The organism is Streptomyces sp. NPDC006925 (genome assembly GCF_042869575.1).
Taxonomy (GTDB): Bacteria; Actinomycetota; Actinomycetes; order Streptomycetales; family Streptomycetaceae; genus Streptomyces.
The window spans coordinates 1-23818 of the sequence record NZ_JBIAGB010000032.1; the positions used below are offsets into that span (position 1 = coordinate 1).

The window sequence follows — 23818 nt, forward strand, 5'->3', positions numbered from 1 at the left end:
CCCCCCCCCCCCCCGCCCCCCCCCCCCCCCCCCCCCCCCCCCCCCCCCCCCCCCCCCCCCCCCCCCCCCCCCCCCCCCCCCCCCCCCCCCCCCCCGCCGCCCTGCTCTGCGACATGGACGGCACCCTCGTCGACACCGAACGCGACTGGCTGGCGACCCTCGCCGAGCTGCTGGCCGAGCACGGCGCCGACGCCGGTGCGGCCGCCCTGGCCCCCTTCGCGGGCCTGCCGCTGGACGGCGCTGCCGCACTCGTGGCCCGGCGCACCGGACTGGCCGCCGAGGCCGCGCAGGCCCGGCTGGACGCCGCGTTCACGGCGCGGGTGCGCGCCGGGGTGACGGTGCAGCCGGGCGCGCTGGCGCTGCTGGACAGCGCCCGGGGCATGGACGTCCCGGTGGCGCTCGTCACGGCGTCCGAACGGCCGATCGCCGACCTGGTGCTGACCACTCTGGGGCCGCACCGCTTCACCTGCTCCGTCGCACACGGCGAGACCCCACGCGGCAAACCGCACCCGGACCCCTACCTGGCCGCCGCCCGCCTCCTGGGGGTCCCCGCGACCGCGTGCCTGGCCCTGGAGGACACCCCCACCGGCGCCGCATCCGCCCGCGCCGCGGGCTGCCGGGTGATCGCCGTCCCGACCGTGGACGGTATCGAGGAGGCCCCCGGCACCCTGCTGCTGCCCTCCCTCCGGGAGGTCGACCTGGGGGCGCTGCCGCTCGCGTTCGGGGAGGACGGCGGCTGACTCCCGTCCGGTCCCGTGCCGCAGCCGCGCGGGCCCGGCCCCTCCCGGTGCGGCACTCGGCCCTGGGGGCGGGCTCGGGCTCGGGATCGGTTGCCGGCTCCGGAGGGCGGGCTCGGTCGTCCCGGACCCGGGGCCGGCTCCCGAGCCGGAGGTGGTTCCCGACCAGGACCGGGGCGGCCCGCACCCGTCAGGGCACGGCTCGGCCGCAGGCTGCGGGTGCGGGGACCCCGGCCCACGACTCCGGACACGGTGCCCAGGGATGCGCGGGCCCCGGACAGATGCCTCCAGGAGATGTGCCGGGACGCGATGCCCTGGGGCGGTACCGCCGAGAGCGCCGGGGCGGTCCGGATTCGGGCGCGGACACACGAAGGGCGGCCCCCCGAGTGGGGGGCCGCCCTCTGCTTCAGTGCCTCAGGGCTTACTTGCCCTTCGCCGCTTCCTTGAGCTTGGAGCCCGCCGAAACCTTGACGCTGTACCCGGCCGGGATCTGGATCGGGTCGCCGGTCTGCGGGTTGCGCGCGGTGCGCGCCGCCCGGTGGGTGCGCTCGAAGGTGAGGAAGCCGGGGATGGTGACCTTCTCGTCGCCCTTGGCGACGACCTCGCCGACGGTCTCGGCGAATGCCGACAGGATCGCGTCGGCGTCCTTGCGGGTCACCTCGGCACGCTCGGACAGAGCGGCCACCAGCTCACTGCGGTTCATAATTCGTACTCCCGTGTTCTTCTTGCCGATGAGGCGTGAGATCGAAGCCGATGCTGCCAGGGCCCTCCGACAGTCCCCGGACCCGGGTCCGCCTTCGGGCCCGCGCGCCCCGTGGGGGTATCCCCCTGGACAAGGTCCGTTTCGGGGTCTCCCCCTCGGACGAAGTCCTTGGGAATGCATCCTGCCCCTACCTGCGGCGGGAAAGCCAATCCGCCGTCATCCGGCGCCCTCGCGCGCGCTGACGTGTCTTGGCCTCTGGCTGCCCGCAACACTAAGGGGCCCGCCCGAGTGAACCCCCGCCCGACGCGCCGGGGCTCCCGCGGCCGGCACGGCGTGACGCGCGTGCGGGAGGCCCGCACGCGCGCCGCAGGCGGCACCGGACGGTACCCGCTGCGACGCGGAGCCCGGCGACGCGGACCACCTCCCGGACGCGGGCGCCACCAGCACGCGGGCGCCACCAGGACGCCGACCGCGACGTGCCGCCCGGGCCCCGGTACGACCGCCGAGGCACCGAGGCGCCGGAGAAGCAACCTCGAAAGCGGTGCTCCGGGCCTCGGGGCGAGCGGAGACCGGGGGGCGGGGCTCCATGGCGGTGGTGGGCGGCGAGGTGACCGCAGCGCCCACCGAGAGCGGCCCACCGAGAGCGCCAACCTACGGCAGCGGGCGCCGGTAGCCCCGGCACCGTGGGCCGAGGACCCGGGCGCCGGCTCCCGGGCCGTTGCGCCGCCTCCGGCGGGCCCCGCGGCCCCCGGGCCAAGCCTCAGCAGGCCCGGGGAGCCCCGACAGGCGCGGGCGAAGCCTGGCGGGCGCGAGCCCGGGCCCGCCAGGCCCGGGTGGAAGTCCTCAGCCGGCCTGCGCCGGCTCCTTGGCGGCCTTCGCCTCACTCTCGCTCAGCGCGGCGTCGCGGACCGCGCCGGCGACGGCGCCGGAGACCTTCTCGTTGAAGACGCTGGGGATGATGTAGTTCGGGTTCAGCTCGTCCTCGCCGACCACGTCGGCCAGCGCCCGCGCGGCGGCCAGCATCATCGCGTCGTCCACGGTGCGGGACTGGGCGTCCAGGAGGCCGCGGAAGACGCCGGGGAAGACCAGCACGTTGTTGATCTGGTTGGGGAAGTCCGACCGTCCGGTGGCCACCACGGCGGCCGACTCGCGGGCCGCCGCCGGGTCGACCTCCGGGTCGGGGTTGGCGAGCGCGAACACGATGGCGCCGTCGGCCATCCTGGCGATGTCGCCGCCGTCCAGGACGTTGGGCGCGGAGACGCCGATGAAGACGTCCGCGCCGACCACGACCTCCTTGAGGGTGCCGGTGTGCCCCTCGGGGTTGGTGTTGTCGGCTACCCACCGCATCGGCGAGCCCTCCTCGGCGTCCGCGAGGTCCTCGCGGCCCGCGTGGACGACGCCGTGGATGTCCGCGACGACGGCGTGCTTGACGCCGGCCTCCAGCAGCAGCTTCAGGATCGCCGTACCGGCGGCGCCCGCCCCGGACATCACGACGCGGACGTCCTCGATCCGCTTGCCCACCACGCGCAGCGCGTTGTAGAGCGCGGAGAGCACCACGATGGCGGTTCCGTGCTGGTCGTCGTGGAAGACGGGGATGTCGACGGCCTCCCGCAGCCGCGCCTCGATCTCGAAGCAGCGCGGCGCGGAGATGTCCTCCAGGTTGATCCCGGCGAAGCCCGGCGCCAGGGCCTTGACGACCTCCACGATCGTGTCGGTGTCCTGGGTGTCCAGGCAGATCGGCCAGGCGTCGATCCCGGCGAACCGCTTGAAGAGGGCCGCCTTGCCCTCCATCACCGGAAGCGCCGCCTGCGGGCCGATGTTGCCCAGGCCCAGCACGGCGGAGCCGTCGGTGACGACGGCGACGGTGTTGCGCTTGATCGTCAGGCGCCGCGCGTCCTCGGGGTGCTCGGCGATCTGCGTGCAGACCCGGGCCACCCCCGGGGTGTAGATCATCGACAGATCGTCGCGGTTGCGAATGGGGTGCTTGGCGGACATCTCGATCTTGCCGCCGAGGTGCATCAGGAAGGTTCGGTCCGAGACCTTGCCGATGGCGACACCCTCGATGGTGCGCAGCTCGGCCACGATCTCGTCGGCGTGCGCGGTGGAACTGGCCGCGATCGTCACGTCGATCCGCAGCCGCTCGTGACCCGAGGCCGTCACGTCGAGGCCGGTGACCGAGCCTCCGGAGGACTCCACGACCGTGGTGAGCTGACTGACCGCCGTCCCGCCTGCGGGGACCTCCAGGCGGACCGTCATCGAGTAGGAGACGCTTGGCGCCATTGCCGACTTCCTCTGCTTTCCCTTGTCACGTTGTGCGCGTGCGCGCAGGGGCCGCATTTCTTACGGCCTGCGGCGCGCCACGTCAACAGATCGTCCCACCTACCCCCCGGTACGTGGTAACGCATCCCTTGTTTCGGAAAGCGTATTCCACCATCCGAGAGATTGTCACCCATGTGGCCGGGGACGGGCCCCGCGGCTCCCCGGAAGAGAACCGGAAGAGAAACGGCCCCAATTCCTCTGAAACAGACCGAAACCGACTTAAGATCGGCCCGCACACTGCCTCTGCATCACAGGAGACCCGGAAACATGGCTCAGGGCACGGTCAAGTGGTTCAACGCCGAGAAGGGCTACGGCTTCATCGCACAGGAAGGCGGCGGACCGGACGTCTTCGTGCACTACAGCTCGATCGACAGTGAGGGGTACCGCAGCCTGGAGGACGCGCAGCGCGTCGAGTTCGAGATCACCCAGGGCCGCAAGGGCCCGCAGGCCGACGGCGTCCGCGTGGTCGGCTGACCAGGCGGGTCGACCACGCTGTCGGGTGCTGTCGGGTGCAGTCGGCTGCTGTCGTCCGCTGCCGACCGCTCTCGGTCGCCGCCGATGCCGGCCGCGTCCCGGCCGGCATCGGCGCACCGCCCGCGGACCCGCCGCCGAGGGCGTCCGCACAGCGGAGAGGGCTCCCGTCGTGCCGACGGGAGCCCTCTCCGTTTCACGTTCAATGACACCGACCCGCCAGCTCGCCTCGCGGCAAGTGGGCGCTCTGAGCGCCTATGGTTGGGCCCGGGGGCATGGATCGGGCCGGTGCCACACCCAGGCTAACAAACGACCCGCCGCCGCGATTCCCCTTGCACGTACCGATTCCGGAGCCCTTCCGCACGCCGTGCCGGACCCCGCGTGGATCAGTCCCGCAGCAGGTCGGGGACCCCCGCCCCGTCGGGGAGGTCCGCCTCCGCGCTGAGCACCAACAGCCGCTGCGTCGCCCTGGTGAGCGCCACGTACAGCACACGCAATCCGGCGGGGGACTCGTCCGCGATCTCCGCGGGCGAGACGACGAGCGCGGCGTCGTACTCCAGTCCCTTGGCCTCGAGACTCCCGAGCGCGACGACCCGCTCCCCCAGTCCCGCGAGCCACTCGCGCGCCTCCTCCCGCCGCCGCATCGCGACCACGACCCCGACGGTGCCCTCGACCTCCGCCAGCAGCAGTGCGGCACTCTCCCGCACTGCCGCGCCCAGGCCGCCGTCCGCGCCATCGCCCCCGTCATGCCCTGCGGCACCGCCAGCGGCACTGCCTGCGACGCCGCCTGCGACGGCGAACTCGGGGGCCACACCGGTGGACCGCACGGCGCGCGGCGGCGCCGTCCCCGGCATGGCCAGCGCCAGCACCCGGTCGGCGAGGACGGCCAACTCGGCGGGGTTGCGGTAATTGACGGTCAGTTCGAAGCGGCGCCGCGGCCGCTTGCCGAGCACCTCGTCCCGCGCCGCGGCCGCCTCGTCCGGGTCGGTCCAAGAGGACTGGGCCGGGTCGCCGACGATCGTCCAGGTGGCGTGCCGACCGCGGCGGCCCACCATCCGCCACTGCATGGGAGTGAGGTCCTGCGCCTCGTCCACGATGACGTGCGCGTACTCGGTGCGCTCGGACGGCAGCCGGTCGGCCCCGCGGTCCCACCGCCGGCCCCCGTCCCGATCGGCCGCGGTGGTCAGCTCCTCCAGCCCGGTGAGCTGGTCCACCGGGTCCACCTCGCGCTTCTTGGGGCGGGCGGGGGCACCCAGCAGCGTGCGCAGCTCGTCCAGCAGCGCGATGTCGTGCACCGAGAGCGCACCCTCGCCCTGCGGGGTGAGGCGCGCGGCGAGGGAGCGCGCCAGCGTCCGCGCCTCGGCGGGCCGCAGCACGCGCCGCGCCCAACGGCCCAGCCGCGCCTCGTCGGCCAGGGCCGCGAGCACCTCGCGGGGGCCCAGCTCCGGCCACCAGGCGTCGAGGAAGTCGAGGAACACCTCCTCGGAGGCGATGTCCTCGTCGAAGCCCTGCCGGGCCTCGGCGGCCAGCTCGGGGTCCTCGTGCCGCCGCTGCGCCCCGGACTTCTCCCACAACGCGTCCAGCAGCAGCTTCCGCGCCCGGGGCCGCATGAGGTTCACCGGCGCGGTGCCGCCGAGGACCTGCCGGCGCACGGCGGCCAGCTCCTCCGCGTCCAGTTCCAGGCGGCCGCCGAAGGCGACGACCCGCAGCCGTTCCGGCACCGGGGCACGCAACCCCAGCTCGAGCGCCCCGCGGGCCGCCTTGCGCAGCACCTTCACCATGCGCGCCGACCCCTTGACGCGGGCGACGCGCTGCTCGTCGTACGTCGTCGCCTCCGCGCCCGCGGTCTCCTCCGCCAGCGAGCCCAGCGCCCGGATCGCGACCTGGCCCTCCTCACCGAGCGAGGGCAGCACGCCCTCCGTGTACGAGACCAGCAGCGGGGTCGGGGACACGATCAGGATGCCGCCCGCGTAGCGGCGCCGGTCCTGGTACAGCAGGTAGGCGGCGCGGTGCAGGGCCACGGCTGTCTTGCCGGTGCCGGGGCCGCCCGCCACCTCGGTGACCGACGCCGCGGGCGCGCGGATGACCTCGTCCTGCTCGGCCTGGATGGAGGAGACGATGTCCCGCATCGCATGGCTGCGGGCCTGACCCAGCGCGGCCATCAGCGCCCCGTCGCCGATCACGGCCAGCGGAGCGCCGTCCAGCCGGGCGGTGAGCTCGGGGCGCAGCAGATCGTCCTCGACGCCGAGCACCCGCCGGCCCTTGCTGCGGATGACGCGACGGCGCACGACCCGGCCGGGAGCCACGGGGGTGGACCGGTAGAAGGGCCCCGCCGCGGGCGCCCGCCAGTCGATGACCAGTGGCGAGTAGTCGGCGTCCAGCACCCCGAGCCGCCCGATGTGCAGGGTCTCCACGATGTCGGCCCGCTGCTCGCCGCCCTCCTCGCGCACGGCCCCGTCCGCGGGCTCCACGGAGGTGTAGGCACCGTCCGGGCCCCGCTCCCCGGTCCTGCCCTCCAGCAGATCGATCCGCCCGAAGAGGAAGTCCTCGAACTCGCTGTTGAGCCGGTTGAGATGGATCCCCGCACGGAAGACCTGCGCATCCCGTTCGGCGAGGGCCCCCGGGGTGCCCACCTGGGCGCGCTTGGCGGCGTCGTCCATCAGGAACTCGGCCTCATGGATCTTCTCTTCCAGCCTCCGGTACACCCGGTCGAGGTGCTGTTGCTCCGCGTCGACCTCGCGGTCACGTACGGTCTCCGGCTCCGCTCTGTCCTGCGCGTTCACCGCGGCGGCCCCCTTCTGCTCTCCTTAGGGCAGCCGTCAACCGTACGCGATTCCGCATCGGGGAGCGCGGCGGCTGGTCGCAGCACCCGGGTCGCCCTCACGCGGCGGAAGAGCTACCAGTGCCGCTCGTAACCGCGGTGCTGTTCAAACCGAACAGCACCTCACGGCGCTTCATCGATTTCCAAAATTGCCATCGCCGCTTTACTCGCCCAGCAAATTTCCGCTTTCCCAGGCGAGCAACGCCGCAACAAGGAGGAGAACCACAGTCACGGAAGCGGAGAATGGCCGAGCGTTTCATAAATCACCAGAAAGCGATCATTTGACACGTTCGACACGGGAACGGGACGGACGTCGAGTTCGCCCTGGCGCCCGATTTCACGGCCACCGCTCATCCTAGAGTTCCCCACAAGCCCTAAAGCAAGACCTCAAAGAAGACCCCTTGTGCCCCATTCCCTCACAACACGCCATCCATGTCGAAAGTGCAATTTCAGCTTCTTCCGATGCTGCACCCGCTCCAGTGACGGCTCTTCATTTTAGATTTTGCAAGAGAAGCGAGAATCTCATCAAAGACTCTCGAGAATTCCTTCCCACTCCTCTTGTGCTCATCGATATGGAGGTCAAGGTACGAATCGTGCGGCCACAGTCCGAGGTATATGTCGCCCTGATCGCATCGAACGAGTTTCGCGCTTCTCCAGGTTGCGAAACCCTCCTGCTTCGCTGCAGCAGCAATGACATCTTGATGCGAACTCACGGAGAGACTCAGGCTGGGGCCAACTTCCCCCTCCAGGTAGAGGTCACACGTCCATGCCGTACTGGCTACGGGCTTCGTTACCCGCTCGGAACCGGGCTTCGTCCGCCCAGGAAGTGCGTCAGAAGGAAGAATGAAATCCGGCGTTCCACAGGCGTTCTTCACGTCAGTCCTGCCGCGTTCCGCTTCCGTCAAATCTACCGATTTCGATGCTCTCTCGGCGAGCGCTTCCCCTGCTTCGCACCCCTCGTCCTCCAAAGCTCGCTGAGCGGCCCGATATGTGAGTCGCATCAAAGCATCAGGGCGAGCTTTCCCATCTATCACGGTGGCAGTGAAAAAGGGAACGAAGTCAGCCTCTGCAGGAATCTTCTTCCAGCAGGTACTCGGAACCAGCAACCAAGCCCGGTGAGACGAAGCGCCACCGGCCAAGCCCTCATGTATGTAGGAAACTCTCTCCCTGTCCTGCCAGACATGCGACTGGAAGGGATTAGTTCCTGACATAAATTCAGTCGAAATTTCAACACTTGGCTGCGGATAGTCGATGAATTTACTCGTCCGTTTCAGCTTACATTGAAACGCACTGAAGGGCTTCTGTTTACTACTTTGCTGCCGCAGTCTGCCACTGCCGGCCAAGACAGCATCGACCTGAGAGGAGGACAGCGCGTCACCGCAGTATCGGTCCCGTCCGAAGATGTCCGTGTTCCACCAAGTGAGCAGGCTGGCCACAGCCGCCATGCTCACCCCCACAGAAATCAGTGAATACCATATTGCTCTTCGCCTCACCAATGAGTCCGCCATTCAAGAGATTCCCCTTAAGAGTCGACTCGGAGAGCACCGAAAGTAGCTCTTCTCCCCTTCACGTAACTCTGTCCCGCCTCTCTCTGTGCGGTGTCCACCCACTCTTCACTCCGCCCTCCCGCCTTGCCATTTCTCTCCAGGAAGTGATCGAGCGCGTCCTCTGTGTTTTGGTTTTCACTCGAAACAGCATCTCTCGTGAAGTAAGAGTTTTCACTCTCCGCCGCTTTAAGCCACTCATGCCAGTAGGAGTCAACTGACCGCTGAGCCACATCGCCGATTATCGGAAATGCATTCGCCAAGCTGCCCATGAGATGATAACCGTAGACGCGCTGATCACTATTCTTCTCGGAAGTTGCATCGTACTCGCTCAGGGGGATATCGGCGCCGATAGCCGTAATGGCACCAAAAGTCTCTCCTACTTTTGCAGCGCGATTCTCGACGTCGCCTGTGGTCTCCGCGAGTTGTTCGGCCATGTAGCGCCCGCTGGCTCCGTGAAGCAACAGATAGTTGTCGCTGTCCTCTGACACTCCACGCATCACGCGAAGAAGACTTGCACGGCCGTTCTGAATCTGAGATTCGTTTCCCAGCAAGAGAGGGTCGGGATCCCCTGAGCGCCCTCCAGGGCTATCCGCAGAAATTGTGTCGACAATGTCAGGAATATATGAAGACAAAGCGCGGGCAAGTGGAGTTCGCATTTTCCTGAAGCTCTCCTGCTTCAGGAACTTGTCGGCCTCTCCGATTCGGTTGTCCCCTGGCTCCCCTTCGCCATCCGGGTGACCGTAGTCGAGCCAGTTGACGGTGTCATGCATGATCCGAGCCTCGGTGGGTGTATGTCTCCCGAATGTCTCGCCCGGTGAACCCGGTTCGCGACCCGTCGTCCCAGCCTCGATGACGAGGCCCAGACCCTCTCGTGCGCCTTTGCTCTCTTTGTCCGGGTCATGTCCTCCGATTGCGCCGTCTCCCATGTCGACGTGCTTCCAGTCCCGATCGTGCAGCAGGTACTGAAGATTGTCGTTCTCGGCCGGACCGGATCGAGATACTCAGCAGAAACGTCGGGCTGGTCGGACATGATCTTGAGGAGGCCGTCGTAGGGGTCGTCCGCGAAGTGTGCGTACTTCTTCCCGTGAAAATCGCCGCGCAGGTCCCAGATATCGGAGTGGCCACCTTGGCTCTTTTCCTCGGCGTCGCGTACGGCGTCGGCGGTGTCGGTCAGGAACTGTTTTCCGTATTCGTCTCCGTCAGTCCTCTGCATGAGAGAAACGAAGCTCTGATAGCCGCGGATCTTCTGCCCGGCGCCTCCACCGTCCACGTTTTCGGTGACCTTGAGGTCGAACTTGCTCAGCCCCGCCTTGCGCATTTCTGCCCGGAATTTCTTGTAGAACGCCGTCTTCGGATTCTTCGTGGCTGACGCAAGGTTCTTAGCAAGACCTTGGTCCAGCGAGACATAGGTCTTCCGGTGATCCTTGTCGTCGCTGTAGGCCAGGTCGTCGAGGCGGTTGTGCGCCTTGATGAGCCCTTCGGGTCCGCCCAGGGAATTGATCAGGGTCCGGCTGAACTCAGGATCATCGCCGAGACCGCGGGTCAGCATGGCGGCCTCGCGCAGCTCCTCCGGGGACGGAGTCTGGCCGTCCCGGAGGCTCTTGTATGCCTTGGCCGCGCGGTTGGCGCCGGCCTTCACGGCGTCGTCGCCCACGCTCCCGTTGAAGCCGTCGGGCAGGCCCTCGTCCGGTTCCTTGGGATCTGCCATGAATGCGGCCTTCATCGCGCCGTCAGCAGCCTGCGCCTCTTTGACGGCCTTCTTGATCGAGTCCGTCCATTCTGCTTCGACCTTCTCCTTGGATTCCGAACTCTCGCGGTACCTGTCGGCGACCTTCTTGCCCTTCTTGGCCTCGACCTTGTCGAGGTTCATCGTGCAGTGGCCGTGTGAATTCACGTCCATGCCCGCGGCCTGGGCGTCGTCTCTTGCCTTCTCCACCGCTTTCTTGTGGGACTCGAAGGTCGCGTGGGCGAGTCGGAAGAGGGCGCCCACGCCTCGGGCTTCTTCCTCGGCCTGGTCGTACTCCTCGGCTGTCTTCCCGCCCCACTTGCCGAACATCTTCGCGCCCTCGCCCTGCCAACTGTCCGCGTCCACCGCGGCACGGACGTGGTCCCGGTAGTGGCCGCCCAGGGTTCCGAACCTCTTGCCCATCCCCTCCCAGGACTTGGCGGCAGTCTCCAGGTCGCTGAAGTCCGCGTTCACGATGTCGTCGTACGAGATCGCCTTGTCGCTCCGCCCCTCAGAGGTTGTCGAGACTGCTTCCGGGCCGCTTGTCGAGCCCTGGCTGAAGCCTGGGCGTCGCGGAGCCGAAGGCGTCACGGGTGGCGATGTCCATGCCACTGAGGATCGTGTTGGCGTCCATCAGTGCCTCGCGCTCGTGGGAGAGGCTCCGGGTGAGGTGCTTGTGGTGCTTGCGCCAGGTCGTGAGCCGATGGCGGATTCCCGTCCACACCTCCCAGCCATGGAGCTTCCCGCGCCCGGTCGGGCTCTCCGGATTGCCGGTGAGAGTCTCGGTGTCCCCGTCGGCTTTCGAGCCCGCCTTGTGCGTCTCCGGGCCCAGGGTCTCCGCGAGGTAGCGTGCCGCTGCCTTCTTCTTCGACTCGGAATGGACCAGATCGGTATCCTGCGGCAGGTGACCGCCCGGCTTCATTCCCGGGCTGGGATTCTCGTCCGACGCTGCGTTGCCCCCCATGGCCCCGCTCCCCCTCCTCGTGCATGCGGACGGCCTGCTGCCTGTCCGGGCACGGCGGGGCGCCCTCCTTGCTCAGGATCTGTTGTGCGGAGGGGCCGGATCGTCGTGCGGCCGTCCGGTAAACGTTCCCCCAAGCTAACAGTCAGTGTTACCGAACGCTACCGGCGCATGCGGAGAGTGAAGGATGTCCGGATAGCCGCATCTTGCCTTGCTCCCGCGGCGACCGGCAGCGACCGGCAGCGACCGGCCCCTGCTTCCGGACGGTGCCGCCGGATTACTCGTGCTCCGGGCCCGGAAGGGCAGTCCGCCGAACGGTCAGCCGTGGACGTGGGCCGCGATGGTGCGGGCGCATTCCGCGGCGGGGGTGTGGGTGGTGTCGACCTGGAGGTCGTAGTGCACGCCTTGGTGCACCAGGTCTGCCTGGGAGGCGGCCATTCCGCGGACGCGGTCGCCGCGCGTCTGTTCGCGGGCCGCGGCGACCGCGCTCTCGCACCGGACGCCGACCCACAGCACCTCCAGTCCGCGAAGGGCCTGCTGCCAGCGCTGCTGTGAGGCGGCGCCGCCGAGGAAGACCTCGTCGATGACGACGCGGGCTCCCGCGCCGGCCATCGCGGCGACGCCTGTCATCCACGCGGCCTCCAGCTCCCGGAACCGCGGCCCGACGTTCACTCCGCCGTCCGCCGCGAGCTCGATGCCGGTGTCCCCGGTGCGCAGCGATACGGGCATGGCCTCGATCAGGTCGTCGACCCCGAGGGCGAGCCAGGGCTCCGGCAGGGTGGCCTGCAGGCATCTGGTGAGTTCCGACTTGCCGGAGCTGGAGCCGCCGTTGAGCACGATCACGTGGGTTGTCACGGCGCCACGGTAGAGGGCGTCGTCCCGGTGGGCGCAACGGCTTTCCGCGGTGGACCGAGAGCGGCGGGCCGGGGACCTGGGCGGTGCCTCCGGCGGGGTGTGCGGTCGCCGGATGCGGCCGCCCCGCGGGGGCTGACCTCGGTGATTCGCCCGCCGCCGTACGGCGGAACCGCGCAGGCCCCACCTGTCGGAGGGCTCCGGCGGGTGGGGCCTGCGCGCTGCTGGTTCTGCTGCCGCGGGCGTGCTCGGTCCGCGGGTGCGGCGGAGCGAGCGCGGCTCGCTGGTCGGACGGTGTGCCGGGAGCACCCGGAAGGATGCTCCCTGCCCGGACGGGCCGGGAGCGGTCGTTCAGAGGTCGCCCTGCAGGTAGGAGCGGGCTGCCGCCATGACGTCCTTGAAGCGGTCGTCGGCGATGGCCTGCACTGGTGCGTCGTCCTCCAGTTGCGGGTTCATCCCGATCATCCAGGCTCGGGCGACGTGGGAGTTCTCGCCGTTCTCGATGAGTTTGAACACCTGGTAGGCGGTGCGCAGTCGTAGTTCGGAATCGATGCGGGGCACGTTGTCGGCCTTGCACCACTTGCCGACCTGCTTGGGGTCCTCGATGCCGGCGAGGAGCGCCGTCACCCGTTGGCCGAAGTTGTCCTGCAGGAAGCGCGCGACGTACGCGGTGGTCTGCTCCGCGGTGTCGCGGTGTGCTCGGACTTCTGCGGCCAGCTCTCGCTGTGTCTGCATGGTCTCCTCATTCCCCCCGGCAGGACAGCCCGGGCGGGGCTGTGCGGACTGGACGCGGAAGGCGGTGTGCGGGCTGCTGGGGGCGCAGGGTTCGCCGGGGCGGCAGCTGTGCCGCGTGGCGCACCCGCGTCCGGGACGTGCCTGTCCCCGCACCGGTGGTCGTCCGGTTGGCGAGCGGGCGGCGGGACGCACCAGTGGCGCTCGTCGCGCCTGGCGTGCTCGGATCCCGGGGGCGCGGGGGCCTGGACAAGTGCATAGTCGGCGTGCTCAACATGCCTTCTCCCTGCTCCTGATGGATGGAGTGTACCCCTGGCCCCACCCCGTACTCCAGGTTTTTCCCACTCTAGAAGACCCTTGAATCCCCCATGAATCCTCCCTCTGATCCTCCCTCAGGTCTTCCACCTGGCCGAATACCGGAAGCCGAGGGGGCTCTCGACGACGGGATCGAGACAGCGTTCGGCAGATTGACTCAATCCGGGTGACGGCTCGTACGGCCGATCGCCCCGGCGCCGTCCTCGGAGTCCCGGCGGCCGGGTCCGCCGTCACCGGCTCGCCCCGTCGTCGGGGACGCCCCCGCCACCGTCCGCACCGCCACGGGTCCGCCCGTGGCCCGGTCCGCCCGCGTGGCCGGTCCGCCCGCGTGGCCGGTCCGCGCTCTCACCAGACCGTCAGACCGAACTCACGAGCGACTTCCTGCAGCTCGGGCGACTCCGCGAGGATCGGCCGCCGCTCCACCTCCTCGATCTCCGGGCCGCTCAGGAGCGCCCAGCACCGGCGTCCGCCGTATCCGGAGCGGAAGGCGATCCCCTGGATCAGCTGATGGCCCTGCGTGTTGCGCTGGGCAACGCTCCAGGCGGCGATCTGCCGGGTGATCCGCCGGTCCGTGCCATGCAGGTCGTGGTCCGACAGGGAGTCCGCGGCGACCCAGTCGTTCAGCTCGCTCTTCAGCTCCTCGCCGAGGAATCGCCGGGTGTCCTCGGACTCGACGTCCAGGAACCGCGCCTCGGCCGGCGGCCGGAGCCGCACGAGGATCCGTTCGTTCCGCCAGCTCGACGGCAGATGACCCGGCCGCATCCGCCGGCCGCCCTCGGACAGCCCGTCCTGTGCCATCAGCCGACGCATCCGCGGATGGACGCGGAAGGGCGCCAGAGCCTCCGCGTAGCAGCCGGTGGTTTCACTGCAGGTGTAGAGCATCCCGTAGCTGAAGAGGCTGAACCTTCCCGCACACGAGCCGCTCGTGGTCTCCGGCTCGACCCGGTTGTACCGCAGGGGTTCGGCCGCCTTGCCGAGCCGCCAGACACCGCGTTCCGGGGCTCCGACCAGTGTGACGGGAGGGAGGTGACTGGTCATCGCGGCCTCCTCGGCGTGCCGGTGCCGGTGCCGGTGCCGGTCTGCCGTGCTGTGCGGCGGGAGCGGAGGTCGCACGCGTCTGACGGGCCGTGGCGGGCCGGTGGGATCAGGAAGACGGTCATAGGTCCTTGAGGCAGCTGCGGGCAGAGGTGCGTCGAGAGGCGAGGCGCCCATTGTCGCGCAGCGGGACCAACGGAAGCGGGGCTACGGAAGTGCCCTGCGGGGGCGCACAGATGAGGCGTGGAGGCGCGGAGAGGGCGCACGGGGGACGTCCGAGCGCTCTGCCGCTGTTTCTTGATCCCGAAGTCCCGCTGAACGTGTCGGACGCGTACTCGTGCCCCTCTGCGGTTCGGTGCCGCCGAGCACCTGGTCTGTCTTCCGGTCCCCGCGCCGTCGCCGAACTCCTGCTGTCCTGGACCGGCACCCCGAACCCGCGAGAACTACTGCGCCGACGCCCCGCGATGCAGTACGTGCCGCTTGAGGGAATCGGGGTCGCCGATCCAGTGGAAGAGGGTGGGCTGTTCCTCGGTACCGCCGAACTGCCAGCTGCTGACCGCCATGCAGTCGCTGACGTCGAGGTCGAGTTGCGAGGTTCCGGACGGGGATGCGCCCTTCGTCCACGAGCCGGAGCCGTCGCAGGGCTCGTGAGCCTCCCCGCTGGCTGCCGTGTCCGCGTCATGGACACCCAGCTCGCCGGCCACCGCGGTGCCGTCGGCCCGGAGGGTGAGGGTGCCGCCCTGGTCGTCGCTCCAGGTCCCGGCGAGCTGCGTCTCGGTGAGTCGTGGCGGCTCGTACTCCTGGATCAAGCCGGTCCCGTAGGCCGCCAGGCCGCCGACGAAGACCACTGCCGACAGCGCCAGTCCGCAGCCGAGGACTGCCGCGGCCAGCCCGAACCGGGCGCCGGTGCCACGCAGCACGGTCACCCCGCGGCTGCTCAGGGCGGCGGGGGCCAGGCCGAGGAAGCCGAGGAGAAGAACCAGCGGGAGCACGGTCCAACCGCCCCCGAGCAGCGCCGTCGGCACCCCGATGCACAGCGCGGCCGCCGCGGCGGCCGCGCCGCACACGGCCAGGCACCAGCGCGCCGTCTCCGTCCGCCCCTTCCTGCGGGCCGACCAGCGCGACAGCTGCACGACCGGCAGGACGACCGAGGCCGAGCAGATCAGCCCCGCCAGGCCGAGCAGCACCATGGCGACCACGGAGAGGAAGAGATATCCGACATAGGCCGGGACGCCGGCAGCGAAATAGTGCTCGTCCCGCAGGCCCGCCAGGAAGTAGACGACCAGCGCGAGGACTCCCTCCCCCGCCAGGGCCACGGCGCCGGCCAGCCACGCGGCCGCCCAGCCCGCGCCGCGGACGCGCACCGGTCCTCGGGGGATCGCTCTCTGCCCTTCCGCTGCCGATTGCACCATTCCCCGCCCCTTCCTTCACATGTCCACCTCATCATGCACCTGACCGGCAGGAACGCTGCGGCCGGGGTGCCGCGCAGGAGGTCCGCGAGCGTCGGGCGAGCCGAGGAGACCACCTTCCCGAGCGCGCCCCGCCGTGCTCTGCGCGCCGTGCTCTGGGCGCCGGGAGCCGCGGCCTTCCGCTCCGTGCGGCGGGCGGGCGCGGGAGTCGATACGTCGTCAGGGCTCGCACGTGTCACCGGCGGGCCGGGGACCTTGAGCAACGGCGACCGGAAAGGCCCTGCTCAGAGGCGCTTGTCGTCCAGGCGGAGGATCATCGTGCCCGCTTCCCCGGTGGCCAGCAGCACGGGCGCGGCCGATTCCGAGGCACGCTGCGGCGCCATTTTCAGGGTGTTGACCGGATATCCCGTGACGGCTTGCAGGAGCGGCCGGTCGACGGTGGCGTCCCAGAGGTGGATGCCGGTCCTGCCCGCGACCGCGAAGACGGTGCGGCCCCGGCCGTCGGTGAACCGGGTGACGGCGGTGAGTTCGCCGTCCCCGGGGTTGAACTCCCGCACGAGGTCGGCCCCGTCGTACGACCGATCCCGCGACCGCTCCCCCGGTCCCGGTCCCGGTCCCGGATCCTGCTCCTGCTCCTGCTCCTGCCGCACCGACCAGACTTTCAGCGAGCCGTCCTGTCCGGCGGTCGCCAGGCGCAGCCCGCCGTTGTCGAGGGGGAAGAAGGCCACGTCGTTCACGGCGTGCTGCTCGCAGCGGATGGTGACCGGGATCGACTGACGGCCGTCACCCGCCTCACGCGGATGCCGCCGCAGGTCCCAGATCCGCACGTTGCCGTCGCTGCCGCCGGAGGCGAGCAGGAATCCGTGCCGGGAGTGCACCGAGGCCAGGCAGCGGACGCTGAGGACGTGCTGGGAGAAGCTGTGCACGGTCCGCCCGGTGCTCAGGTCCCACACCAGGACTCTGCCGTCGGCGCCGCCGCCGGCCAGCAGCGCGGTGGAGTCGTCGACCATCGGCACCAGGCACAGCGCCGGTGAGTAGTGACCCGTCAGTTCGCGGACGGTCGATACCGGGCCGCGCTCGGTGAGGTCCCACAAGGCGACGCTGCTGTCGCTCATCCCCGCCGCCAGCAGCAGACGGGTGCCCAGCGGGATCCAGGCGAGCGCCGTCGGGGAGTCCCCCTCGTGGACGAGCCGTTCGGCGCCGGTCTCGATGTTCCACACCTTGGTCCGCGTCTCCTCGGCGGTGGCCAGCAGGCGCATGGGCGGGGGCGACAGGGCGCTCGCGGTGATCGGGGTCCAGACCGGCGGGGGGTCGTGCAGCGCGGCCGACGTCAGCGGCCAGGCGCGGATGGTGCAGTCCAGCCCGGCGCTGTAGAGGCGGGTGTGTCCGTCGCGGGTGACGGAGGTGAGGGCGGTGGCCGGAGCGGAATGCCCCGGCAGGGCCTGGTGCAGGGGGCGCAGAGCGGGCAGTTCCCACAGCCGTACGGTGCCGTCCGCCGACGCCGAGGCGAGGGTCTGCCGGTTCTCGACCTCGACGACCCGCAACGCGGTGGCCTGAGTGGTGCCCGGTCCCGTGCCGGGCGGCGGGGAGCGGCGACGGTGCCGTGTGGCTGCGTCGTGGAGGGCCAGCGAGCCGTCCTCCAGAGCGACCGCGTAACGGCCGCTGCGGTCCGGCAGGGCCAGCAGCGCGCGAACGGCAGCGGGATGGCGGGAGCACCGGGTGGTGGTGCGGCCGTCGAAGCACCCGACCGTGTCGTGCTGGGCGAACAGCAGCACCGGCGTCCCGGAGTGCGGCGGGCCTGGCGCCGCGGCTTCGCCGCCCTGCGCCGGGACTTCGCACTCCGTGCGCGTCGGGTCCGCGGGGCCTAGCAGCCGGGTGCTCTGGAGGAGCACCGGGGCGCTTTCGAGGACGGGGAGGGGAATGTCGACGGGCTGGAACGTGGCAGCGTCGAAGGCGGCGATGTGCCCGTCGTCGTAGGCCGCCAGCAGGGTGGGGGCGTGCTCGGACTGCTCGTGGCGGATCAGGGAGCTGACCCAGGCGCGCTCGCGGTGGTGGATCTGCCGTATCGGCCGGGCCCGGTGCGCGTCGAGCACGGTGACCCGCCCGTCCGTCCCGGCGGTGACGACGAGCCCGTCGGCCAGTGGGAGCAGTTGGGTGACGGCGCCCTGGTGCAGGGTCAGGGGGGCGGCGGCCGCGGTGCCGTCCGGGCGCAGGAGGCGTACCGCGCCGTGGTCGTCCCCGGCGACGACGAGCGTCCGGCGGGGCCCGCGGGGGGTGACGGACGTCAGGGAGGTGACGGCAGGGTCGGTGAGGGCCCAGAGGTTCTCGGCGCTGGCGCAGTCGCTCCACAGCGGGGTGACCGGTGATCCGGCGAACGGTTCCGGCGGAGTGCCGCGCTGCTCCGGCGGCAGGTGCCGGGCCGTGGCGGCGTGGTGGGCGAGTTGCAGGCTGGCGAGCCGGGAGAGCGGGGTGAGGTTGCGGGTGAAGGGTTCGAGTGTGGCCCACGCCTGGAGCCACTGCTGTCGGAGCGGGCTGGAGTCCCCGGCCGCCAGCAGACGGCGGACCGCGGCGCTGGTCTCCCAGGGCAGCAGGGCGGGCGGCACGTGCGTGTCGTCCAGGACGTGGCCCTGGGCCGCGTGCTGGGCCAGGTGGCGGCGCAGATAGGGGTGCGGGGGGATGCTGGGGTCGTCGGGCACCAGACCGGCCAGCGCGGCGGCCAGCTTCTGCTGGATCTCCACGTGGCTGTCGGCGGGCCGGACCGCCGGTGCCTGCTGGTCGGGGCCGGGTGGCTGCGGGCTCGGTGACTGCGGGCTCGGTGACTCCTGGTGCCGCTCGGGCCCCTGGCTGCTCTCCATGTGCCCCTCGCGGGCCTTGAGATGGCTCCTGACTCCCTGTACTTCCACGTGCCCGTGGACGTTCCGAATCCGTTGCCGGTCGGGGGGCTCGGGCGGCTCGGTCACGCGATGCCGCCGTCGTCGAGCAGGGTGCCCGCGCGCAGGACCTCGGTGAGGGATTCGTGCGTCGGGCGGTAGACGCGTCGTTCGTCCTGGTGATCATGGGTCAGATAGCCGTTGAGTCGGCTGCCGAGCAGCTTCTCGATCATCTCGTCCCAGTTCTCCAGGGGCCTGCCCAGCAGAGTCCGGGCCATCGCCGGCCAGATGACCGACCAGGGGACACCGGAGCCCTCCGCGAAGGCGGCGGCCCGCAGCAGCGCGTGCGCGACGTCGGCGGGCAGCCCCTCCTCGGCCACCAGTGCCAGATCGCGCAGCAGCAGCCCCCTGACACCGAGCCCCAGCATCCGCTGCCACTCCGGTCGCAGCACCGTGTGCACGGGGTCCGCGTCGCCCCTGAGCTGTTCCCCGGCCAGGCGCGCGTCGATGAAGGACGGCCATACCTGCCGGGCCACCAGAGCGGCGGCCTCGTGTGCGGCTTGCGGGTGGCTGCGGTCGCCGAGGAGCGCGGTCACGTACTCCGCGATGTCGACCGTGCTCTGCTCGTCGTCGGTGCGTTCCACCTCGGCGCTCGGGAACGTCTCGCGCAGCAGGTCGAGCAGGCCGCGCTGCGCGTCGGGGCAGGGGCCCGCCGGTGCTGCCGCGGCCGGTCTGCTGGAGCGGACGCCGAGCAGCAGGCTCAGCTCCGCGGGGCCCGGTCCGCCGCTTCCGCCTCCCGCGTCGTCCGCCGCTCCGCACGCTCCCGGCTCCCCGGACTCCCCCGCCGCTCTCCGCCCGCCCCTGGCCTGGGACGGCAGGCGGGCGGTGCAGAACTCGCCGAGGGGGCCCAGCACATCGGTGACGATGCGGTCGGCCTCCTCGGATTCGTCCAGGCCGTCCAGGACGACGCCCACCCGTCCCGTGCGGCCGCGCAGATGGGTGACGAGCTGCCGGGACCAGCAGGTGACCGGGTCCTCGGCGGACTCGGGGGCCGCGGGGGTCTCGCCGAGCGCGCGCAGCAGGGCGGCGGCGACCTGGGAGGCGTCCTGGTGGCGGGCGAGGACGGCCGCGTCGACGGAGCCGGGCGGCGGGACGGTGGCGGCGGGTACCTGTTCGGTCGCCGCCTTGCACAGCGGCTGATTCCGGTACGCGGGGTCGCTGAGGACCACCGCGCGGGCGAGTACAGCGGACTTCCCGCTGCCCGCGCTGCCGGTGACCAGCAGGACTCCGCGGGCGCGTGTGCCGTCCAGGTGGGTGGTGAGCGTGCGGTTGAGACTCTCGCGGCCGCGGAAGTACCAGCCGCCGTCGCCGTCCTGGGTGCGGCCGGTGGCCCGGTCGAGCCAGTAGCCGTCCTTGGTGTTGCCGCCTCCGTGTGCGCTGCCGGGGCCGGAGCGCTCGCGGTCGTGCCGGTAGCCCGGGTTGGGGATGCACGGGGTCGGTTCGAACGGGCTGGAGCTGTTGACCAGTTGGCGCAGCCGGTGCCGCTCACGTTCCGGACCGCGCCGCAGGCCGCGCTCGAACTCGGCCATGAAGTCGCCGACGCTCAGATGCGGCGTGGTCACCCCGGCGTTGGTACGCAGCCGGTGCAGGGCTCCGCGCAGCAGCGTGGGGAAGCGGCGCACCTGCACCGGACGGTCGTGGCCGCAGGTGACCAGGACGTCCAGCCGGCAGGTCTCGCGGCGCTGCGGGCCGATGTCGGCGTACAGCGCGGTCAGTTCGGACGCCAACTGACCCGCGTAGCAGGCGTTGACGATGACCAGGACGTTCTCCGCGTGCGAGTCCAGGGCCGCGGCGACCACGTCCGCGGTCCGCACGGCGGTGGCGAGCTTGCGGTTCTTCACCGAGCCGGGCAGCTTCAGATAGTGGGAGCGGGACGCGCCGGCGAGGCCGTGGCCGGTGACGAACAGCACCAGGGCCTGCCCGCCCAGCTCCCGCACCTTCCGCTCCCGGAAGAAGTCCTCCACATCGTCCCGGGTCTCCAGCACCGGGTTCGGCACCTGGTGGAAGGCGGTGGACGGCCCCTCGGCCGACCACCACGAGGTGACCACGTCCAGCTGCTCGCGGATGCCGTCGGTGAACTCCTCGTCACCGTCCCCGTAGTCGAGGACCGCGAGTGTCAACAGGGTGCGCGGGGGCGGCACGTCCGCCTCCTCGTCCGCGGAGCAGGCGTCCCGTAACGCGACTCCTCCCCCCACACCGCTCATGGTGCCTATCGTCGCAGGTATGACCCCCCGCGCGCAGTGGAACACCGCCACGTCCCCCGCTCCCGCCCTCTCCCCGGCCGTCACCCACGACGCGATCGTCATCGTGCCCGGCATCATGGGCAGCGAACTGGTCGACTCCGCCGGCGGCGACGTGCTGTGGGGGCTGTCCCACCCCCGCTGGCTCGCCGAGGCGTGGCTGAGCAGGTCGGGGCTCGGCTCCCTGCACGTCACCGACGCGGAGCGGTCAGGAGATCCCGGGTCCGTGCGGGCGAGCCGGCTGCTGCGCTTTCCGACCTGGATCCCCTTCGTCGGCGGTGTCGAGCCCTACACCCGACTGGTCGAGGACGCGGGCGCGGTAGCGGCCGATCGGCGGGCGCTGCTCACCTTCCCCTACGACTGGCGGCTGCCCGTGCAGACGAACGCGCGGCTGCTGGTGCGGGAGGCGCGCCGCCACCTGGAGGAGTGGCGGGCCCATCCGGCGCATGCGCAGGCGCGACGGCAGGCGGTGGACGAGCGCGAGGCGCGGCTGGTCTTCGTCGCGCACTCGATGGGTGGTCTGGTGACCTATGCCGCGCTGGCGCTCGGCGGCGACAGCGAACTCGCCGCCGACACCCGGGGCGTGCTGACGCTGGGCACTCCCTTCCAGGGGTCGGTCGACGCGGCGTGCATCCTCAACGGCGTCCAGGGCGCGCCGCTGCCCCTGCCGCACCGCAAGCTCGCCGCGCTGGCCGCGACCATGCCCGGCGTGCACGACCTGCTCCCCCGCCACCTGTGCCTGGAGGAGGGGACCGAGGTCCGTCGCCTCACCTCGGCGGACGTCGCCGCGCTCGGCGGTGACAAGGATCTGAACGCGGACGCGGAGGCGTTCCGGCAGAAGCTGCTCACCCAGCCGCTGGCCGGACACCGCCAGGTCGTGGGCATCCGGCAGCGCACCGCCGAGTCCATGACGCTGGTGGACGGCGTCGTACGGTCCGCCGACTACTCCTTCCGCACCCACACCGACGGCCGGCTGATCCGGGACGGGAACGGTGCGCCCCGCCGCTACCGGGTGTGGGGGGACGGCACGGTCCACCGCGCCTCCGCCGCGCTGATCCCCTCGGCCGTGCCCCTCGCACTCCAGCACGGCACCCTGGCCAGCGGAAAGGCGGCCCGCCAGGCGGTCGTCGACTTTCTGCTGGAGGAGGATCAGCTGGGCCCCGACCAGGCGGACGGCGCACTGGGGCTCCAGGTGCCGGACTACGTCGTACCGGGCACGGACTGGCAGGTCGGCATCACCGGCACGGACGACCCGTCAGGTGTCGAGTGCACCCTGTCCGCGCTGGACGGCGACGGCTGGAGCCGGGACGGCAGCCCGTACGCGGACGGCGACGACCTGCTCCGGGCGGACCTTCGGGTGCCCCGGCCCGGCCTCTACCGGCTCACCGTGACGGCCCCCTACAGCCCCACCACCCTCACCCAGCTCGTCTTCGCGGGCCCCGGCAGCGCGGCAGACGGCCTGTGAGACGGTGCCGGACCGGTTCCCGGGGCCCCGCCGACGGCCCGGACCGCGGGTACGGGGCGCCCGGACCGCAGTCCTTCGAGAGCGTCTTCGAGAGCGTCCGGCCTCCGCTGCCGGCTCACCCTGTGCGCGGTCCCACGTCCCGTGCCGCACGGGCGAGTTCGCGGACGGCCCGTGACTCTCCGGCTGTGGGCCAGATCAGGGCCCAGCTCGCCGTCGGGACGTCGTACGGGTGGAGATACCGCAGGCCGGGCCATCGGTAGTAGCGGGCGGCGTCACCGTGGACGAGACTGATCGCCTCACCCGCCGCGACCACGGCGGCGACCTCCTGGAACGTGGAGACCTTCGGGCCGCGCCGAATGGGGCGGCCGCCGGGCGTGTGGGCGGGCACGAGCGTCCGCAGCCAGTACTCGGGGACGGGTAGCGCCGGGTGCGGCAGGGTCCAGTCGGCCAGGTCCTCCATACCGACCGCGGCGCGGCAGGCCAGCGGATGGTCGGTGGCGACCATGAGCAGCAGGGGTTCGGTGACGACCGGCGGCCCGACGGTGAGGTCCGGCTCGCGGACGGGCAGCCAGGCGGTCGCCACCTCGACGGAGCCGCTGCGGAGCGGGCCGAAGGGGTCCGTGAAGCTCATTTCCCGGATGCGGAGTTCGATCTCGGGGTGCCGGGTGCGGAACAGGTCGATGAGGCGCGACTGGTCGTGCGCCTGAGGGCCGTGCAGTCCGAGCGTGAGCGTGCTCGTGGCGCCGCGGGCGGCGGCGGTGGCCGCACGGGTCCCCTCGACTATCCGCTGGTAGCCCGCCCCGAGGTCCTCGCGCAGCTGGGCTCCGATGGGGGTCAGTTCGACCCGGCGGCTGCTGCGGGCGAAGAGCCGTGCCCCGATCCGCCGCTCCTGCTTGGCGATGGACTGGCTCACCCGGGCCTGCGACACGTGGAGGCGGTCCGCGGTCCGGCCGAAGTGCAGCTCCTCCGCCAGGGTCAGAAAGATCTCGATGTCCCGCAGCTCCATCCGCGTTCCCCCGTCGCCACCGATAACTCCGGGGTTATCAGACCATGTGGAACCGACGATTGTTCACCCGGTTTCCGCGCTGCATCCTGAGCCACGTCCTTCTCGACGGGACACCACTCACCGCACTCCAGGGAGATCGACGTGCTCATACCGCTCGCGTACGGCTTGGCCGTGGTGCTCGATCTCTTCGTCGTCTTCATCGGTCTGCGGTTCTTCTTCCAGCCGCGGGCCGCGGCTGCCGGGTACGGCGTCCCGGCGAAGCCGGACGGCGACTCCGCTTATCTGACCGTCAAGGGGCTGCGCGACCTCGTCTCGGGTCTTCTCGGGCTCGCACTGCTGGCGTTCTCGGACGCCGCAGCCGCGGCCTGGTTCATGCTGGTGATCTCGCTGACCCCGCTGGGGGACACGGTGATCGTCCTGCGCAACGGCGGCACGAAAGCCGCGGCCTTCGGCATCCACGCGGCCACGGCCGCGGTCGTCCTGGTCTCCGCCGCGCTGCTCTTCGCGGTCTGACCCTCTGCGCGGCAAGGCCGCCGCACCCTCACAGCG

Annotated in this window: 18 protein-coding genes; 4 read left to right on the plus strand and 14 right to left on the minus strand. The window is 71.0% G+C overall.

Annotated features, from left to right (window positions below):
* Positions 1-101 precede the first annotated feature (101 nt).
* Positions 102-740, plus strand: coding sequence for an HAD family phosphatase (locus tag ACFYNS_RS28800; protein WP_360300744.1), 639 nt, complete (start codon positions 102-104; stop codon positions 738-740).
* 418 nt (positions 741-1158) lie between these two features.
* Here the strand turns inward: ACFYNS_RS28800 and ACFYNS_RS28805 are convergent, their stop codons facing one another.
* Together ACFYNS_RS28805 and ACFYNS_RS28810 are read right to left on the minus strand one after the other, a co-directional pair.
* Positions 1159-1440 carry an HU family DNA-binding protein gene (locus ACFYNS_RS28805; protein ID WP_016469244.1) on the minus strand — a complete coding sequence of 94 codons (282 nt, stop codon included), beginning with the start codon at positions 1438-1440 and terminating at the stop codon, positions 1159-1161.
* A gap of 843 nt (positions 1441-2283) precedes the next feature.
* A complete protein-coding gene (locus ACFYNS_RS28810) occupies positions 2284-3720 on the minus strand; it encodes an NAD-dependent malic enzyme (RefSeq protein ID WP_360300727.1) in 1437 nt (478 codons plus the stop codon).
* A gap of 306 nt (positions 3721-4026) precedes the next feature.
* Between ACFYNS_RS28810 and ACFYNS_RS28815 the strand changes: the two genes are divergently transcribed.
* Complete coding sequence (locus ACFYNS_RS28815) at positions 4027-4233, plus strand: cold-shock protein (RefSeq protein WP_019354305.1); 207 nt, start codon at positions 4027-4029, stop codon at positions 4231-4233.
* Positions 4234-4616: 383 nt separating this feature from the next.
* Here the strand turns inward: ACFYNS_RS28815 and ACFYNS_RS28820 are convergent, their stop codons facing one another.
* The 11 genes from ACFYNS_RS28820 to ACFYNS_RS28870 all read right to left on the minus strand — a co-directional run bounded on the left by ACFYNS_RS28820 (position 4617) and on the right by ACFYNS_RS28870 (position 20762).
* Entirely contained in the window at positions 4617-7013 is a 2397-nt protein-coding gene (locus ACFYNS_RS28820; protein ID WP_388605721.1) for a HelD family protein, read from the minus strand.
* A 487-nt stretch (positions 7014-7500) separates the two neighbouring features.
* A complete protein-coding gene (locus tag ACFYNS_RS28825; RefSeq protein WP_388605723.1) occupies positions 7501-8487 on the minus strand; it encodes a hypothetical protein in 987 nt (328 codons plus the stop codon).
* Between the two features lie 86 nt (positions 8488-8573).
* Entirely contained in the window at positions 8574-9368 is a 795-nt protein-coding gene (locus tag ACFYNS_RS28830) for a hypothetical protein (protein WP_388605725.1), read from the minus strand.
* Entirely contained in the window at positions 9275-10798 is a 1524-nt protein-coding gene (locus ACFYNS_RS28835; protein WP_388605727.1) for a hypothetical protein, read from the minus strand. The genes ACFYNS_RS28830 and ACFYNS_RS28835 overlap by 94 nt, the downstream gene beginning before the upstream one ends.
* A gap of 37 nt (positions 10799-10835) precedes the next feature.
* Positions 10836-11288, minus strand: a complete 453-nt coding sequence (locus ACFYNS_RS28840) for a hypothetical protein (RefSeq protein ID WP_360300739.1) — start codon at positions 11286-11288, stop codon at positions 10836-10838.
* Positions 11289-11603: 315 nt separating this feature from the next.
* Positions 11604-12140, minus strand: coding sequence for a chloramphenicol phosphotransferase CPT (cpt, locus tag ACFYNS_RS28845; RefSeq protein WP_360300741.1), 537 nt, complete (start codon positions 12138-12140; stop codon positions 11604-11606).
* A 348-nt stretch (positions 12141-12488) separates the two neighbouring features.
* The gene (locus tag ACFYNS_RS28850) at positions 12489-12872 is read right to left on the minus strand and encodes an XRE family transcriptional regulator (RefSeq protein ID WP_360303640.1); all 384 of its coding nucleotides are present in this window, start codon (positions 12870-12872) and stop codon (positions 12489-12491) included.
* A gap of 657 nt (positions 12873-13529) precedes the next feature.
* The gene (locus ACFYNS_RS28855; protein ID WP_388605730.1) at positions 13530-14222 is read right to left on the minus strand and encodes an RES domain-containing protein; all 693 of its coding nucleotides are present in this window, start codon (positions 14220-14222) and stop codon (positions 13530-13532) included.
* A 440-nt stretch (positions 14223-14662) separates the two neighbouring features.
* Positions 14663-15631, minus strand: coding sequence for a hypothetical protein (locus ACFYNS_RS28860; RefSeq protein ID WP_388605732.1), 969 nt, complete (start codon positions 15629-15631; stop codon positions 14663-14665).
* 281 nt (positions 15632-15912) lie between these two features.
* Entirely contained in the window at positions 15913-18531 is a 2619-nt protein-coding gene (locus ACFYNS_RS28865) for a WD40 repeat domain-containing protein (RefSeq protein ID WP_388605734.1), read from the minus strand.
* Between the two features lie 53 nt (positions 18532-18584).
* On the minus strand, positions 18585-20762 hold the full coding sequence (locus ACFYNS_RS28870) for an ATP-binding protein (RefSeq protein ID WP_360299116.1): 2178 nt from the start codon (positions 20760-20762) through the stop codon (positions 18585-18587).
* Between the two features lie 19 nt (positions 20763-20781).
* Between ACFYNS_RS28870 and ACFYNS_RS28875 the strand changes: the two genes are divergently transcribed.
* Entirely contained in the window at positions 20782-22263 is a 1482-nt protein-coding gene (locus ACFYNS_RS28875; RefSeq protein ID WP_360299119.1) for a hypothetical protein, read from the plus strand.
* A gap of 115 nt (positions 22264-22378) precedes the next feature.
* On the opposite strand, the gene ACFYNS_RS28880 is transcribed toward ACFYNS_RS28875, so the two are convergent.
* The gene (locus tag ACFYNS_RS28880; RefSeq protein WP_360299122.1) at positions 22379-23269 is read right to left on the minus strand and encodes a LysR family transcriptional regulator; all 891 of its coding nucleotides are present in this window, start codon (positions 23267-23269) and stop codon (positions 22379-22381) included.
* A 141-nt stretch (positions 23270-23410) separates the two neighbouring features.
* Here ACFYNS_RS28880 and ACFYNS_RS28885 point away from each other — a divergent pair, with 141 nt between their 5' ends.
* Positions 23411-23782, plus strand: coding sequence for a DUF4267 domain-containing protein (locus tag ACFYNS_RS28885; protein ID WP_027761368.1), 372 nt, complete (start codon positions 23411-23413; stop codon positions 23780-23782).
* Positions 23783-23818 lie beyond the last annotated feature (36 nt).